Raw genomic sequence first — 15557 nt, forward strand, 5'->3', positions numbered from 1 at the left:
CATGGCGTACGAACTCCGCCGCGGACCCAGGGCGTTGGCGCGACCGGTGCGTTCGTCCTCAGCCCTGCGCGGCGCGGGTACGGCGGGCGTAGGCGCGGGCGGCGCGGGCGCGGTCACCGCAGCGGGTGGAGCACCAGTGGCGGCGGCCGTGACGCAGCAGGTAGCGGTTGCAGGGCGGGGAGCCGCAGGCGGTGAGGCGTTCGGCGTCGGGACCGGTGAGCAGGTCGGCCGCGTCGGCGGCCAGGGTCGCCAGGGCGTGGTCGACGATCTCGGTCGTGGGGTGGGGAGTCGCGCGGTACGGGCCGGTCTTCTCGTCCCACTGCAGCAGCGGGGCGGTGGGGACGCGGGTCATCGCGTCGTTGATGGCCGTGACGGCGGCGGGAAGGGCGGAGAGCCCTGCGGCACGGGAGGCGAGCAGCGACCTGATCTGTTCGCGCAGTGAGCGCAGTTGGGTCGCGCACACTTCCAGCATCCCGGCATCGACCGGTGCCAGGCCGCGCGCCGTCAGCCAGTGGTTCGCCTGCGCGGGGGTCCCCAGGAGATCGACCGTCTGCCCGCCGGGCAGCGCGACGCTGCTGTTGGCGAGGGCGAGGGAGAGGTGCTCCTCCTCTCCCTGCGCGGGCAGCAGGGCGGGCTCTTCGGTCACGGACTCGTTCATGTCTCTCATGGTACGGGTTGCGCGTATCCGTGAGTAGCACTTACTGTCGTCTCACGGTTCACCTATATTTATCCGTGAGGAGACGTTCCATGCCTTCTGCCAGCGCCATGACCGACCAGTTCCCCGTCCGGGTCTTCGGCGGCCCCACCGCCCTCTTCGAGTACGGCGGGCTGCGCTTCCTGACCGACCCGACCTTCGACACGCCCGGCGACTACCCCAGGCCGGACGGCCGCCGGCTGACCAAGACGGCCCCTTCCTCCGGCAGCCCCGCCGACCTGGGCCGCATCGATGTCGTCCTGCTCTCCCACGACGAGCACGACGACAACCTCGACAACTCCGGCCGGGCCCTGCTCGCCGACGCCTCCCTCACTCTGACCACGCCCGTCGGCGGCAAGCGCCTGGCAGAGCAGCTGGGCGAGAAGGCCAAGGGCCTGGCCGACTGGGAGTCGGTCCAGCTGGACCGCCCCGGCGGCGGCACGATCACCGTGACCGGCGTCCCCGCCATCCACGGCCCCGGCCCGCGGGAGGAGGTGGAAGCGCTCCTCGACCAGGTCGTCGGCTTCGTCCTGACCGGCGAGGGCCTGCCCACCGTCTACGTCAGCGGCGACAACGCCTCCCTCGACGCGGTCAAGGAGACCGCCGAGCACTTCGGCCCAGTGGACACCGCCGTCCTCTTCGCCGGAGCCCCCCGCTTCCCGGGCGTCCTCTTCGACGGCCAGTGCATCGTCCTGGACAGCGCCCAGGCCGCCGAAGCCGCCCAACTCCTCGGCGCCCGCCGGGTGGTACCCGTCCACTACGACAGCTGGGCCCACTTCACCGAGGGCCGCGAGGAGCTGGAAGCCGCCTTCACCAAAGCCCGGCTGACCGACCGGCTGGACTTCGGCAACCGGGGCTGACTCTGCCCCGCGCGCTGTGGCCGGGCGCTTGCCCGGCCACCGCGCGCGAGGCCCGCGGCGACGAGCGCAGCCGACGGGTCACTCCAGGACGTCCGGCTCCTGTTCGAAGACGAGGTCCGCGTGCAGCTTGAAGCTGTGCCGGGCCATGTTGGCGTTGCCGAACTGACGGTGCGCCAGCGTCGCCTCCTCCTCGCTCATCACCCGCGGGCCTCCGGCCGCCTCGGCGAGCAGCTGCATCTGGCACGCGCGGTCCATCGTGATGAACCACCATGCCGCCTCCTCCACGGTCCGCCCGACGGTGAGGAGGCCGTGGTGGCGCAGGATCGCGGCGCGGCAGGCGCCCAACCGGGCGGCGATGCGCTCGCCTTCGGCCCGGTCGAGGACCAGGCCCTTGTACTCGTCGAAGAGCACATGGTCGCCGTGGAAGGCGCAGGACTCCTGGATGATCGGGTCCAGCGGCCGGTTCATCGCGGACCAGGCCCGGCCGTGCAGGGAGTGCGCGTGGGCGACCGCGACGACGTCGGGGCGCGCGTCGTGGATGGTCGAATGGATGGAGAACGCCGCCTTGTTGGTACGGCGGCTCCCGTGCGCGACCTTGCCCTGATCGTCCAGGAGCAGCAGGTCACTGACCTTGATCCTGGAGAAGTGCACGGCGTACGGGTTGACCCAGAAGTGGCCGGGCAGCTCCGGGTCGCGCACGGTGATGTGGCCGGCGATGCCCTCGTCGAAGCCGAACCGGGCGAAGATGCGGAACGCCGCGGCCAACTGCTGCTTGCGGTGCTCCCGTTCGGCCTCCAGCGTGGACTGCTGGTCCGGCAGCGGCTCCAGGTCGAGGACCTCGGCCTCGTCCTGCGCGGTCGTGTGCGTCCGAGGCATGGCCGTCTCCCCTCACCGACGTAAATTCGCCTGCGAGACAAGAGGATTCGCCCAGGAGGCAAACAGTGTCAACCCCTCCCACGCGGCAGCGCCACAGTGACGGATCGCCCGAGGGGCGGGACGCCGAGGCGCCGGCCCCGCTGGAACAGCTCATCGCCCAGCGCCTGTTGGAGGCGCGCCGCCGCATGGGCTGGAAGCTCGCCGAGGCGGCGGAGGCCATCGGGGTGTCCCTGGGGCACCTCTCCCGCCTGGAGCGCGGCGAGCGCCAGCCGTCCGTCGGGGTCCTCATGCACCTCGCGCGGACCTACGGCGTGCCGCTCGGCCAACTCGTCGGCGAGGAACCCCAGGAGCAGAGCCTCTGCCAGGTCTACCGCGGCGACGAGGCGCCGCTGCACGACGGGCCGGACGGCCAGTACGCGGCGTTGAGCGGCATCGCCGGCCCGAACGTACTGGAGGCGATCCGGCTGGAGTTGCCCGCGGCCGCCCGTACGAGCCGCCCCGCACAGCATGCGGGAGAGGAGTGGCTGCTGGTCTCCGCCGGCCGCATTCGTCTGGAGATCGGCGCCCGGACTGTCGATCTCCAGCCCGGCGACGCGGCGCACTTCGACGCCCGGAGCCCGCATCTGCTCCACAACACCGGCCGCGGAACGGCGGCCGTCCACATCGTCTCGGCCGCCTCCCCGCCGCACCGCGGCGACGCACACCGCTGACACTCCAGCCGGACTCCCCCGTGGTCGCCGGTCACCAGCTTGAGCGCGGGTATGCCGTAAAAGGCGGCCGAAGTCGGCCTGTTGTACGAGGTACGGGCCGTAGGAGGCTGGGCTGCACGCTTGTTCCGTACGGTGTCGAGGGGAGCCCGGGGATGGCCGCACGGTTCGGATCCACTGCGCGGAGGACGGCGAGAGCCGCACCGCGCGGCCCCAGGACGGCGTTCTCCGCGCTGCCCCTCGCCGCGGGGCTGCTCACCGCAACGGTCGCCCTCTACATGGCACTTGTCGCCTTCGGCAACATCACCGACTTCGGCACCAACCAGGAATTCGTGCGCCACGTCCTCGCGATGGACACCACCTTCAAGGACCCCGACGTGATGTGGCGGGCCATCACCTCGCGGCCGCTGCAGGACACCGCCTACATCGCGATCATCGTCTGGGAGACGGCGGCCGCGCTGGTGCTCATCACGGCCGGGGTGTGCTGGGTACGGGACGCGCGGCACGGCAGCGGATATGCGCGGGCGCGGCGGCTGAGCAGCATCGGGCTGCTGATGGTGCTGCTGCTCTTCGGTGCCGGCTTCATCGCGGTGGGCGGTGAATGGTTCTCGATGTGGCAGTCCGAGAACTGGAACGGGCTGGAGGCGGCGACCCGCAACTTCCTGCTGGCGGGACTGGCCCTGATAGTCGTTCACCTGCCGGAGGGCGCGCGACGTCGGCAGGGTGCGGACTGAGCCGTTTCAGGCGGGCGGCAGGTGGACCGTCATGATCAGGTGGCAGGTCCCCGTGCCCGCGCCGCGGTAGGTGTGCGGGGCGTCGCCGTCGAACGTGGCGGTCTGGCCGGCTTCGACGGGGTGCTCGGCGCCGTCGACGATCAGGGTCATACTGCCCGCGGTGACGCTGAGGGTTTCCACGACGCCGGCCTGGTGCGGGTGGCTCGGGTACTCTTCGTCCGGCTCCAGCTGCCAGCGCCAGACCTCGACCGGGGACGGGCCCGAGGTGGTGAGCATGAGCCGGGCCTGACTCCCCGATTCACCGGTCCACAGGGGCGCCACAGCATCGGCGGCCACGACGCGTACGCGCCCCTCGGGCGGCCCCTGCATCAGCGCGGACACCGAGATGCCGAGGGTGTCGGCCAGCCGGACCAGGGTGGTCAAGTTGGGGTTGCCCTGGGCCTTTTCGAGCCCCACCAGGGCGCCCTTGCTGACCTGGGCGCGCCGGCTGAGCTCTTCCAGGGACAGGCCCGCGCGGGTACGGGCCGCCCGGACGTTGTGCGCGACCGTCCGCAGCGCGGCATCCGTCTCGATCATGTGCTCCATCCTCGCAGGCCGGGCTGAACCATTTGAATGCACCGCCCGGTCGTTTGGTTGACACCGGACGGTCGTTTTGTTGTACGGTTCGGTCGTTCCACTGCATAGTAAGGGATGACCTCGTGATCGCTCTGCTGCTGGCCCTGGGCAGCTCCCTCGCCTACGGGTGCGCCGACTTCCTCGGCGGCCTCGGCGCCCGCAAGGCCCACGTCCTGCGCACCGTGATGATCGCGGCACCGGCCAGTCTCGCCGTCGAGCTGCTGCTGTGGCCGCTGCTCGGCGCCTCCTTCAGCCTCTCCACCCTCGGCTGGGGAGCCGCCTCCGGCGTCGCCTCGGCCGCCGCGTTCGCCCTGCTCTACCGCACCCTCGCGATCGGCCCGATGAACGTGCTCTCGCCGGTGACCGCCCTGGTCTCCGCCGCGCTGCCCGTCGCCGTGGGCCTCGTCCAGGGCGAACACCTGGGTACGGCCGGGCTGTTGGGCCTGCCCCTCGCGCTGGTGGCGGTGGTGCTGGTCAGTGCCGGACACGGCGCCGGCTCTGCGCGCCCCGCGCGTACGGCGCTGTTGCTGGCCTTCGGCGCGGGCGCCGCCATCGCCCTGCAGCTGGTCTTCCTGCACCAGGCGCCGTCCGACAGCGGCGTGGCTCCGCTGATCATCGGCCGCGCCGTCTCCTCGGCCGTCACCCTGACCGCGGCCGGGCTGCTGCACCGCAAGCTGGGTGCGGAGCGGCCCGCGTACGCGATGTCGGCGGCCGCGGGCGTACTGGACTCGCTCGCGAACCTGCTGTTCCTGCTGGCCGCCCGCAGCGGCGACCTCGCCGTCGTCGCCGTGATCACCGCGCTCTACCCGGCCGGGACGGTGCTGCTCGCCCGGGGCGTACTCGCCGAGCGCGTGCACCGCGGGCAGCTCGTCGGCCTGGGCACCGCCGCCGTCGCCGTCAGCCTCCTCGCCCTGACCTGAGCACGCCCGGCGCCGACCCGGGCACCGCGGCCCCGACTTGAGCACGCCCGAGGCCCAACACACCGAGAAGCAGCGCATGTTGGGCCTCGATACGCCCGCCGCACGCCAGCAGCTCAGCCGCCCCGACCGCGTCGGCCCCTGACAGAAGCCCCGCACCCGCCCGCCCCCACCCAGGAAACGGAAACCCCATGACCGCCTTCCACCTCACCCCCGCCGTCGCCGACGCCTTCGACGACACCCTCATCGCCCTGGTCACCGCCACCGGAGTGCGCGGCCACGAAGACTGGCCGCAAACAGCCGCCGCCGTACAGGAGTTGGAGACGCGGCTGGCCGACGGCACCTGGCAGCCCGCGGAGGAGTCCGACCCGCGCATCGAGGCCTGGCACACCGCGTACCGCTCCTTCGGCACCAATCCGCGCCGCATCCGCCCCAGCGTCGACGCGCTCGGCCGCCGCTTCGCCAAGAAGGGCAGCCTGCCGCGCATCAACCCGGCCGTCGACTCCTACAACGCCGTCTCCGTCCACCACGGCCTGCCCGCCGGCGCCTTCGACCTGGGCCACGTGACCGGCGACGTCGAGATCCGGTACGCGGAGGGCTCCGAGTCCTTCACCCCGCTCGGCGAGCCCGGCACCGTCGAGCACCCCAAGCCCGGCGAGATCATCTACGCGGACTCCACCGGTGTGCTGACGCGGCACTGGAACCACCGCGACGCGCACCGCACCCGCGTCACCGAGGACTCCACGCACGTCGCCTTCGTCCTCGAAACCGTCCGCGCCACCCGCGACGGCCACCTCCTCGAGGCCGCGGCGGACGAACTCCAGACCCTCCTCACCCCGCACACCACCGGGACCGCCGTGCACTACCTCAGCCCCGAACACCCCCGGGCCACCGCCTGAGCGACCCACCGCCGGAGCGGCGGAGCGGCATAATGCGCGCATGGATCATGAAGAAGCGCGGGCGTTCGTCGACTCCTGGGTGGCGGCGTGGAACGCGCACGACCTGGACGCCCTCCTGGCGCACTTCGCCGACGACGTGACGTTCCGCTCGCCGGTGGCGGCCCAACTGCTGGGCGGTGACGGGGTCATGCGCGGCAAGGAGGCGCTGCGCGCGTACTGGTCGGAGGGCCTGCGGCGCATCCCGGACCTGAAGTTCGAAGTGGTCGGCCACTACGTCGGCCTGGACAGCCTCGTCATCAACTACCGCAACCAGAAGGGCGGGTTGGTCAACGAGGTGCTGCTCTTCGACGGCCCGCTGGTCACCGAGGGATACGGCACGTACCTCGGCGAGGACGCCAACCCGGCGGGGGCGCGCTGAACGCGCACCGTGGCCCGGGGCTCCCCGCGTACGGAGGAGGCCCCGGGCCACAGTGTGGAACGGCCGGCTGCTCAGCCCGTGGGTGAGTCCAGGGCCACCACGGCCTCGTCGGTGTAGGTGAGAAACGTCAGGGTCTGGCGGAAGTAGAGCTCGATGCTGTCGGCATCGTGCGCTGCGTAGCCGATGGCCAGGTCCTCGCCCAGGCGCAGCTCGAAGTCGCCGCCCCGGGTGGACAGCAGGAAAGCGCCGGTCAGCGCGGGCGCCCAGATCGGCTGGCCGTCGAGGATGCGGGCGAGGTGCGCGGCGATGGGGTAGCCGTGGTCGGAGGTCTCGCTGACGGCCGTGTAGGCGTCGGGCCCCAGCAGCAGCGAGTACGGGCCCTCGACGCCGGCGAGGCGCAGGGTGGTCAGGCCGTGGCTGACGGTGTCGGGGAAGTCGCGTGCCTCGGCCGGGAGGCTGAGCACGGGGTTGGAGGTGCTGCTGCGCAGCCCGTCGATGCCGGCGGCGGCGAAGCCGTCGAACACGGCGCGGTCCTCGGCGAACGCCATGGCCTGCGCCGCGTCCTTGACCGGCTGCCAGTCCGAGTCCTTCGCGCCGCGCTCGACGTCGTCGACGGCGGCGCGGCTGACAGTGAAGGGCACCCGCAGCTCGACCAGCGGCTGGGCTTCGCGCAATTGTGCGCCGACCCCGTCCGCCGGCGCCTCGACGGAGGAGAGGTGCCCGGTCCCCACGGCCGCCAGCTCGGGCCCGTCGGGTCCGGTGACGTCCACGACGCGGCGGCCGGCGAGGTTGCGGCGGAAGGTACGCCGGGCCTCCTCCTCGATCTCGTCCCATGCCGCGGGGGTGATGGGGGCCAGTTCACGGTGCAGGTTGGTCATGGCGCTGTGCGTCATCGTCAGGCTCCTTTCAAGCTGCCGATTCCGAGGGAACCGCCGGTTTCCGCCGCCCCCTCGGGGGCATCGGGAAGGTCGTCGAGAAAGTCCTCCGTCGGCACGTGGAACAGGTTCCCCGTCTCGGCCGTGGAGAATTCGAGAATCCGGTCGTGTACGCCCGGCCGGTCCCCGAGGAACATGTTCCTCAGCATCTGTTCGGTGACCTCCGGGGTGCGCGCGTAGCCGATGAAGTACGTGCCGAACTCGCCCTCGCTGATACTGCCGAACGCCATGTTCTCCCGGACGATCTTGCGTTCGGTGCCGTCCTCGTCGGTGACGGTGTTCAGCGCGACATGGGAGTCGACGGGCTTCGTCTCGTCGGACAGCTCGATATTCTCCATCTTGGTCCGGCCGATGACCTTTTCCTGCTCGTCCGACGGCAGCGCGTTCCAGGCCGCCAGGTCGTGCACGTACTTCTGCACGATCACGTAGCTGCCTCCGGCGAACTCGGGATCCTCGTCACCGACGAAGACGGAATCGGCCGCCAGATTTCCCTCGGGATTCTCGCTGCCGTCCACGAAACCGAGCAGATCGCGCTCGTCGAAATATTTGAATCCGTGCACCTCGTCGACCACCCTCGCCGCTCCTTCGAGCCGCTCGGCGAGCAGCCGCGCCAGCTCGAAGCACAGGTCCATGCGCTGCGCCCGCACATGGAACAGAAGATCCCCGGGGGTGGCGGGAGCGCGGTGGCGCGGCCCCTCCAGCGCCTCGAACGGATGCAGTTCCCGCGGCCGCGGCCCGCTGAAAAGCCGGTCCCAGGCGGCCGATCCGATACCGACCACGCAGCTGAGTGCGGCATCCGGGGCGCGAAAGGCCACCGAGCGGCGCAGTCCGGAAACATCCTCCAGAAGGTCGCGCACCCCGCTCTCCCCGCCCGGCTCCAGTGTGGCCACCAGGAACACCGCGGCCCTCGGCGGCGGAACAATGACAAGCTGCGAATCGGCCACGGACGCATCCTCCTCATGAGATGTGCACAACGGGGCAGAGAATCGGTCGGGTACTCCGGACGGGGACGCCGACGGCGGACACCCTCCACGGTTACCCGCCCGGCCTGCGCAGCTATCGTGAATCACCCGTGCCCAGCATTCCAGCATTCCCCGCCGGCCGCCGGGCCCGCTGCCGACGCGTCCCGTACGCACAGGAACGGATTCGGGCAGCAAACGGCCGGAGGAGACCGCGGTCCCCTCCGGCCGGTGTGGCTGTCCGTCAGCTTCGTGCCGGCTTCAACTCCCGGGCCACCAGCGTCTCGATGCGGGCCGTGCCGCCATCGGCGAACGCCTGGAGGCCCGTGTCCGCGGCGCCGGGGAAGATCTGGTCGGTGAGACAGACCCGGCCGCCCTGGGCGAAGACCTCGACCGACGAGGCGTCCACGAGGATCCGCAGCCGCAGCCTGCCGTCCTCCGGCAGGGCGAGCGGCGCACGGTGGACGCCGGGGAATTTCTCGTCGAAGTTGATGACGCCGGACGCGGTGCGGTCCACGTACAGCTCGCCGCTGTCCGCGTCGTAGCCGACCCGGGTGCGGTGGCCGTTCCCGACGCGGACCTCCAGGCCGAAGCGCCGGGTGCCGTCCGCCGCACTGAGCTCGGCCTCGACCTCGTACGAGAGGCCGGTGTCGCGTACGAGCACCGGCGTGCTGCCCGCCTCGACGTTCTTGCCCTTCAGCTGCGCGAGCGTACGGCCGCGCAGGCCCTCCAGCTCGGCGACGGGCTGCTGCACCAGGACCGCACCGCCCTCCTCGGCCGAAGCGCTGCGCAGGGTGAGTTCGCGGTGGACGCTCATGGCGCTGCGCCAGGGGTCGGTGGGGATGCGCTCGCCGTAGAGCCAGTTGTTCATCCAGGCGACGAGGACGCGGCGGCCGCCGGGGACGTTGTTGTAGGTGACGCCCGCGTAGCAGTCGGCGCCGAAGTCGAGCCAGCGTGTGCCGGGGCCGCTCGTGTCGGCGGTGAAGGTGGTGCCGTCGAAGTCCCCGAGGAAGTACTGGCCCGCCGAACCCCCGGCCGGGCCACCGGGGTTGAGGTTCACGATCAGGACCCAGCGGCTCTTCCCCGCGTCCCCGTCGACAGGGAGCTCGAACAGGTCGGGGCACTCCCATATCCCGCCGGTCGCCCCGCTCGGGCCGAAGTCGCTCAGGTGGGTCCAGTTCTTGAGGTCGGGAGAGGAGTAGAACTGGATCTTGTAGTCGAGGGAGAGCGCCACGGCCATCACCCAGCGCTTTGTGGCCGCGTGCCAGAAGACCTTCGGGTCGCGGAAGTCCTTGGCGCCGATGTCCAGTACGGGGTTGCCCTCGTACTTCGTCCACTTCTCGCCGCCGTCGGTACTGAAGGCCAGGGACTGCCGCTGGCGGCTGCCGTCCTGGAGGTGGCTGGTGTAGATGGCGACGAGCGGGGGGTTGTCGGCGGTGCCGAGGCCGCTGGTGTTGTCGCTGTCGAAGACGGCGCTGCCGGAGAAGATCATCTCCGTGTCGTCCTCGGGGATGGCGACGTCCTGTTCGCGCCAGTGCGTCAGGTCGGTGCTGACGGCGTGGCCCCAGGACATGTTGCCCCAGGTGGCGCCCTCCGGGTTGTACTGGAAGAAGAGGTGGTAGGTGCCGTTGTGGTGGACGAGCCCGTTGGGGTCGTTCATCCAGTTGCGGGCCGGAGAGAAGTGCACCTGGGGCCGGTAGAGCTCGCCGGAGCGCGCGGCGGCCGCGGTGGCGGAGGCGGTGAAGCCCGGCGCGGGCGTGAGGCCGGAGCCCACGGCGCCCAGCGCGCCCGCGCCGACCACTCCGCACGAGGCGGCGAGGATGCGGCGCCGGGTGAGTGCCGGACGGTCCGGCGTACGGCCGGAAACGGGTGCCGGGGCGGGGGTGTTGCGGTGGATGTGCGGGCTTTCTTCGGACACGGCGGCTCTCCTCCGCAGCAGTGCGGCGCGGTGGCGCGTACGGCACTGCTGACAGTCGTGGTGACATGGCAGCGCCTGCCGCATCAACGGTCCCCGACGGACCGGAACACACTGGCAAGACGCTCTAGGGCTGCGGCCGTTGCCGACGAACGCGGCCGTATCGCACGGAGGGTGCCCTCAGGAGCGGGCACGAATGATCAGCGACTGTAAGTGCCGGCGGACGGGGTGTCCAGAGGCGGGACGTTCGTGGGTGAACTCATGGGAGTGAGTTCGTGAGTGAACTCATGGGAGCGGCTGCCCGGTTGACGCCCTCAGGCTGCCGGAAGGACGCAGGTCGCCAACTGCTCAGCCCGGCGGCGGAGTTGGCACGTGCCCGCAGCCACAGGAATCCCCGTGCAGCAGGGACGACTCCAGCAGGACTGTCTGCCGCGCCCCGCCCGGGTCGGCGATCCGCTCGACGAGCATCCGTACGGCCGTCGCGCCCATCTGCTCCAAGGGCTGGGCGATGACCGTGAGTCGGGGCTCGATGAGGTCGGCCCATTCGAGTTGGTCGAAGGCGCAGAGCGCCACGTCCCGCGGCACCTTGCGGCCCATCCGGCGCAGACCGCGCAGCGCGCCGATGGTCATGTGGTTGTTGCCGACGACCAGCGCCGTCGGGGGCCGTTCGCCGGACAGCAGCTGCTCGACGGCCTGTTGGGCGGCGAGGGCCTGGCCGTTGCCGGACACGACCAGATCGTCCGCCGCCTCCAGGCCGCGCCGCTCCATTCCGCGCCGCCAGCCCCGTACACGCTCACCGGTGGTCCGTACGCCGCGGCGCCCGGAGATCATGCCGATGCGCGTGTGCCCGCAGTCCGCGAGGTGGTCCACCAGGCGCGCGGTGGCCTCGACGCCGGCGGTGCCGACCTGGTCGAAGGCGGGGCTGGCGCAGCGGTCGAGGAGGACGGTGGGCAGCCCGCTCTCCTTGAGGTAGCGCAGCGCGGGGCCGCGCGGCCCGGTGGCCGTGGCGAGCAACAGGCCGTCCACGCGCCGCTGGTGCAGATTCTGGACGAGGCGGAACTCCTCGGCGGGGTCGTCGTGGGTGTCGACCATGACCAGGGCGTAGCCGGCGGCGCGGGCGGTGGCGTCGATGGTGGAGAGAAGCTGCGCGAAGTGCACGTTGGTGACCGTGGAGACGGCCAGTCCGAGGGTCTTGGTGCTGGAGGTCGCCAGGGAGCGGGCGACGGTGTTGCCGACGTAGCCGGTGGCACGGACGGCTTCGAGGACCTGGGTACGGGTCTCCTCCTTCACGAAGCGCGTGCCGTTGAGGACGTGGGACACCGTCGAGATCGAGACCCCTGACTGACGTGCGACTTCGGCCATCGTTGCCATGCGCTGCTGCTCCTCGTGTGCCGGCTGCCTGGGATGCTACGCGACGGCGCATTCCAGAAAAGCGTTTGCGCAACCGCTTGCGCATCTCGTCGCGGTGCAGCACCATCCTTGGCTGAACGGCTGCTTCCCCGACCGGGCTCCCTCCGCGCCACCTGCGGCGGGAGTCGGCGGCCGTCGAGGCATCGCCGTCGTGCCGCCACCCGGCACGGCGGCGCCTGCCGCACAGCAGCACACGCACGGAGAGCACCACCACGTACGGCACGCCTGCACACCCGCGGACGTGCACACCCGCATGCCCGCACACCCCGCACACCGCATGCGCCCGCTGTCACGCCGAGCCGACCGGCGCGGCAGCGGGGCACACCTGCCCTGCCAACGGCCCCGTCCAGCGCACGAACCCGCCCTGCCAACGAGCCAGCGCACGAACCTGTCCCGCTCACGGCCCTGACCCCGGCGCCACCAGCCGGACCGGGCCGCATCGAAACCCTTCACCCACCAGCCGAAGCGAGCCGCCATGACCTCCCTCAACTCCGCAGCCGAGGCCACTCCCCCACCGCGGAGGCCGTCCCCCGCCGCATCGCGCCGTGCCGTCCTCGGCGCCTCCGCCGTCGCCGCCCTGGGCGGATTCCTCTTCGGCTACGACACCGGGATCATCTCCTCGGCCCTGCTCTTCATCACGCCCGAATTCGACCTCTCCACCGGAATGCAGCAGGTCACCGTGGCCTCCCTGCTGCTCGGCGCGATAGCCGGCGTCCTGGTCAGCGGCGCCGTCACCGACGCGATCGGACGCCGCGGGGCCCTGCTCGGCTCCGCCGCCGTCTTCACCGTCGGCGCTCTCGGCTCGGCCGCCGCACCCGACGTCACCGTGCTGATCGCCGCCCGCGTCCTGCTCGGCCTCGCGATCGGCGCCTCGTCGCTCACCGTGCCCGCCTACATCGCGGAGATCGCGCCCAAGGAGAGCCGCGGACGGCTCGTCTCGCTGCAGCAACTCATGATCACGGTGGGCATCTTCGTCTCGTACCTCGTCGGTTTCGCCTTCGACGGCCTGCAGGGGTGGCGGTGGATGCTCGGCCTCGGCTGTGTCCCCGCGCTCGCCATGCTCGCCGGGGTGTACCGCCTCTCGGAGAGCCCCCGCTGGCTGCTCAACCGCGGACGCCGGGACGAGGCCCGCGCCGTCCTCCTGCGCACCCGCTCCCCGGAGGAGGCCGACGAGGAGCTGTACGAGATCGAGTCGCTCACCGCGCAGGAGTCCCGCACCAGCTACCGCGACCTGCTGCGCCCTGCCATGCGCCCCGCGATCCTGCTCGGCGTGGTCGTCGCGGCCACCAACCAGCTCGTCGGCGTCAACGCCGTCATCTACTACGCACCGACCATGCTCCAGCAGGCAGGGTTCGGCAGTTCGGCAGCGATCCTGTCCTCGATCGGCATCGGGCTGGTCAACATGGCGGCCACCGGGATCGCCCTGCTCCTCGTCGACCGCGTCGGACGCCGTCCGCTGCTGCTCGGCGGGACGGCCGTCGTCGTCCTCTCCCTCGTCCTGCTCGGCGCGCTCTACCTCGGCAACAGCGGGCAGCCCGCCTCCGGAGCGATGCTGGTGGCCGGACTGTGCCTCTACATCGGCGCGTTCGCGCCCAGCCTGGGGCTGGGCATCTGGCTCATCAACAGCGAGATCTACCCGACGGCGGTGCGCGGCAAGGCCTCGTCCTTCGGCAACGTGACGCACTGGGGCCTGGACTTCGTCATCTCCGTGACTGTCCTGACCACCATCAGCGCCCTGACTCCCACCGGACTGTTCTGGCTCTACGGCGCGTTCGGCGTCCTCGGCCTCCTCTACCTGCACCGCAAGCTCCCGGAGACCAAGGGCCGCAGCCTGGAGGACATTTCGGAGACGCTGCGCGGCGACAGCTCGCCGGTCTCCGGCGCCGACGCGCCCGAGGCGGGCGCGAAGCAGCCGAGCTGACGGCACCTCAAAAAGGCGTACGCGCCCCGGTGTTCGCGTCAGAGCATCGCGGAGTCCGGGGCGCGTACAACCGACGGGTCGTCACTGTCCCGGGACCTCCAGCAACTCGACCGGAGTGCCCGTACGGACGCCACCGGGCGGGATGACCGCGAGTGCGTCGGACAGGGCGAGCCCTCGCAGCATTGCCGGGCCGTCGTACGGGAGCGCCGTGGCCTGACCCTCCGTCAAGAGCACCGGCTGCAGGCGGGTATCGCGCGGATGTCCGGACCAGTCCGCCGCGGCGGCTGCCCGGTGCGGTGCGCGGTCGGGGTGGCCGGCGAGCCGGCGCAGGACCGGCAGAGCGAGGGTGGCCGCGCCGGCCACGGCAGCCAGCGGGTTGCCCGGCAGGCCGATCAGGAGGCGCGGTCGCCGGCCGGCGGCCGGCAGGTGGGCGAGCAGCATCGGATGCCCGGGCCGTACGGCGACGCCGTCGACCGCCAGGTGGGCGCCTGCCTGTGCGAGGACCGTGTGCAGGAAGTCCACCGGTCCGGCGGCCGTACTGCCGGTGGTCACCAGGACGTCGGCGTCCGAGTCGTCCACGGTGGCCCGCAGCAGGCCGGGGTCGTCGCCGACCGGACGGCGCTCGACGACCTGCGCGCCGCAGCGTTCCAGCCAGGGCGGCAGCAGGGGGCCGAGGGCGTCGCGGACGGCCCCGTCGCGCGGTGGGCCGGAGTGCAGCAACTCGTCGCCGAGGACGAGCAGTTCGACCCGCGGACGCCGGTGGACCAGCAGCCGGTCGTATCCGGAGGCCGCCGCCAGACCCACGACGGCAGGAGTGACAGCCGTACCGGCCGGCAGCAGCTCCTGCCCGGAGCGGCACTCCTCCCCTTGCGCCCGGATGTCCCGGCCGTCGCGCGCTCCTTGCGGGGAGCGGTCGTGGAGGGTGCCCGCGCTGTCGGCCTCGCCGTGCTCCCGCCGCAGGACGGCGGTGGCGCCCGGCGGCACACGGGCGCCGGTCGCGATGGGACACGCGGCGCCCGGGGCCAGCGGAAACGGCTGCCGGCCGGCGAGCACTCCGGCGCCGTGCAGCGTCCACGGCCCCTCTCCGGCGACGGCCCAGCCGTCCATCGCGGAGACGCGGAACGGCGGCAGATCGCTCAACGCCCCGACGGGGGTGGCGAGTACGTGCCCGAGGGCCGTGTCCAGCTCGCGGTGCACGGCCTCCAGTGGCGCGCCGGCGCTGCTGCTTGCCACCGACCGGGCGCGGTCCCAGGCCATGTCCCGAGGGTGGGCGCCGTGTCCGGTGCGTGTCGTGGGACGGGGCGGGCGGGTGGGAGTGGGTGATGGGTTCATGTGGTTCTCGTGTGCCCTTCCCGTTCCGGTGCCGGGCGGCTGTTGCTTTTCCCGGGCGTGCCGGGAATGCGCGTACGGATGTGCCGTACGGATTCCGTCGGGCGTCGTTTCCCGGCGGGCACGCTACAGTCACAGGGCGGAAACCGTACGAGGTTCACGCTTTCCGTGAGTGGGGTGCCAGTATTCCGACAGCAGGGCAACGCTGCGCCCTTCCGACGGGGAAGTCAAAGAGGCCCGCTGGATTACTTGATAGGCGGCGCCTGTCCGGGCCCGCACTCTGCCGCGTATCGCATTCTGGACGGTGTGGCGTGCGTGACACCGGGTGCAAATCGCCCAGCCTTGACCAGAACATTCCCGTCCTTTAC

The 15557-nt window shown here is 71.7% G+C and carries 15 protein-coding genes; 7 read left to right on the plus strand and 8 right to left on the minus strand.

Annotated elements, in window-relative coordinates:
- Positions 1–58: 58 nt before the first annotated feature.
- Complete coding sequence (locus AC3AGO_RS03690) at positions 59–658, minus strand: CGNR zinc finger domain-containing protein (RefSeq protein ID WP_487818645.1); 600 nt, start codon at positions 656–658, stop codon at positions 59–61.
- Between the two features lie 89 nt (positions 659–747).
- Between AC3AGO_RS03690 and AC3AGO_RS03695 the strand changes: the two genes are divergently transcribed.
- Positions 748–1554 (plus strand): MBL fold metallo-hydrolase, encoded by an 807-nt coding sequence (locus tag AC3AGO_RS03695; RefSeq protein ID WP_487818646.1) that lies wholly within the window; start codon positions 748–750, stop codon positions 1552–1554.
- 78 nt (positions 1555–1632) lie between these two features.
- Here the strand turns inward: AC3AGO_RS03695 and AC3AGO_RS03700 are convergent, their stop codons facing one another.
- Positions 1633–2430, minus strand: a complete 798-nt coding sequence (locus AC3AGO_RS03700; RefSeq protein ID WP_487818647.1) for a class II aldolase/adducin family protein — start codon at positions 2428–2430, stop codon at positions 1633–1635.
- A 65-nt stretch (positions 2431–2495) separates the two neighbouring features.
- Between AC3AGO_RS03700 and AC3AGO_RS03705 the strand changes: the two genes are divergently transcribed.
- Entirely contained in the window at positions 2496–3140 is a 645-nt protein-coding gene (locus AC3AGO_RS03705; protein WP_487818648.1) for a helix-turn-helix domain-containing protein, read from the plus strand.
- Between the two features lie 152 nt (positions 3141–3292).
- A complete protein-coding gene (locus tag AC3AGO_RS03710; protein WP_487818649.1) occupies positions 3293–3871 on the plus strand; it encodes a DUF2165 domain-containing protein in 579 nt (192 codons plus the stop codon).
- A gap of 6 nt (positions 3872–3877) precedes the next feature.
- Here AC3AGO_RS03710 and AC3AGO_RS03715 read toward each other — a convergent pair whose 3' ends face one another.
- Positions 3878–4447 carry a helix-turn-helix domain-containing protein gene (locus AC3AGO_RS03715; RefSeq protein WP_487818650.1) on the minus strand — a complete coding sequence of 190 codons (570 nt, stop codon included), beginning with the start codon at positions 4445–4447 and terminating at the stop codon, positions 3878–3880.
- Between the two features lie 122 nt (positions 4448–4569).
- On the opposite strand from AC3AGO_RS03715, the gene AC3AGO_RS03720 reads away from it, so the two are divergent.
- The 3 genes from AC3AGO_RS03720 to AC3AGO_RS03730 all read left to right on the plus strand — a co-directional run bounded on the left by AC3AGO_RS03720 (position 4570) and on the right by AC3AGO_RS03730 (position 6720).
- Complete coding sequence (locus AC3AGO_RS03720; protein WP_487818651.1) at positions 4570–5406, plus strand: EamA family transporter; 837 nt, start codon at positions 4570–4572, stop codon at positions 5404–5406.
- Between the two features lie 188 nt (positions 5407–5594).
- A complete protein-coding gene (locus AC3AGO_RS03725; RefSeq protein ID WP_487818652.1) occupies positions 5595–6302 on the plus strand; it encodes a B3/B4 domain-containing protein in 708 nt (235 codons plus the stop codon).
- 40 nt (positions 6303–6342) lie between these two features.
- Positions 6343–6720: a nuclear transport factor 2 family protein gene (locus AC3AGO_RS03730; protein WP_487818653.1), complete on the plus strand. Its 378-nt coding sequence runs from the start codon at positions 6343–6345 to the stop codon at positions 6718–6720.
- Positions 6721–6791: 71 nt separating this feature from the next.
- On the opposite strand, the gene AC3AGO_RS03735 is transcribed toward AC3AGO_RS03730, so the two are convergent.
- The 4 genes from AC3AGO_RS03735 to AC3AGO_RS03750 form a co-directional block, all read right to left on the minus strand.
- Positions 6792–7598, minus strand: a complete 807-nt coding sequence (locus AC3AGO_RS03735; protein ID WP_487824525.1) for a family 1 encapsulin nanocompartment shell protein — start codon at positions 7596–7598, stop codon at positions 6792–6794.
- Between the two features lie 17 nt (positions 7599–7615).
- A complete protein-coding gene (locus AC3AGO_RS03740; protein ID WP_487818654.1) occupies positions 7616–8599 on the minus strand; it encodes a Dyp-type peroxidase in 984 nt (327 codons plus the stop codon).
- Between the two features lie 259 nt (positions 8600–8858).
- Positions 8859–10532: a glycoside hydrolase family 32 protein gene (locus tag AC3AGO_RS03745; RefSeq protein ID WP_487818655.1), complete on the minus strand. Its 1674-nt coding sequence runs from the start codon at positions 10530–10532 to the stop codon at positions 8859–8861.
- Positions 10533–10877: 345 nt separating this feature from the next.
- Positions 10878–11900: a LacI family DNA-binding transcriptional regulator gene (locus AC3AGO_RS03750; RefSeq protein ID WP_487818656.1), complete on the minus strand. Its 1023-nt coding sequence runs from the start codon at positions 11898–11900 to the stop codon at positions 10878–10880.
- A 514-nt stretch (positions 11901–12414) separates the two neighbouring features.
- Here AC3AGO_RS03750 and AC3AGO_RS03755 point away from each other — a divergent pair.
- Positions 12415–13860, plus strand: a complete 1446-nt coding sequence (locus tag AC3AGO_RS03755; protein ID WP_487818657.1) for a sugar porter family MFS transporter — start codon at positions 12415–12417, stop codon at positions 13858–13860.
- A gap of 81 nt (positions 13861–13941) precedes the next feature.
- Here the strand turns inward: AC3AGO_RS03755 and AC3AGO_RS03760 are convergent, their stop codons facing one another.
- The gene (locus AC3AGO_RS03760; protein ID WP_487818658.1) at positions 13942–15117 is read right to left on the minus strand and encodes a molybdopterin molybdotransferase MoeA; all 1176 of its coding nucleotides are present in this window, start codon (positions 15115–15117) and stop codon (positions 13942–13944) included.
- Positions 15118–15557: the final 440 nt, after the last annotated feature.

The sequence above is a fragment of the Streptomyces sp. BL1 genome, assembly GCF_057628045.1.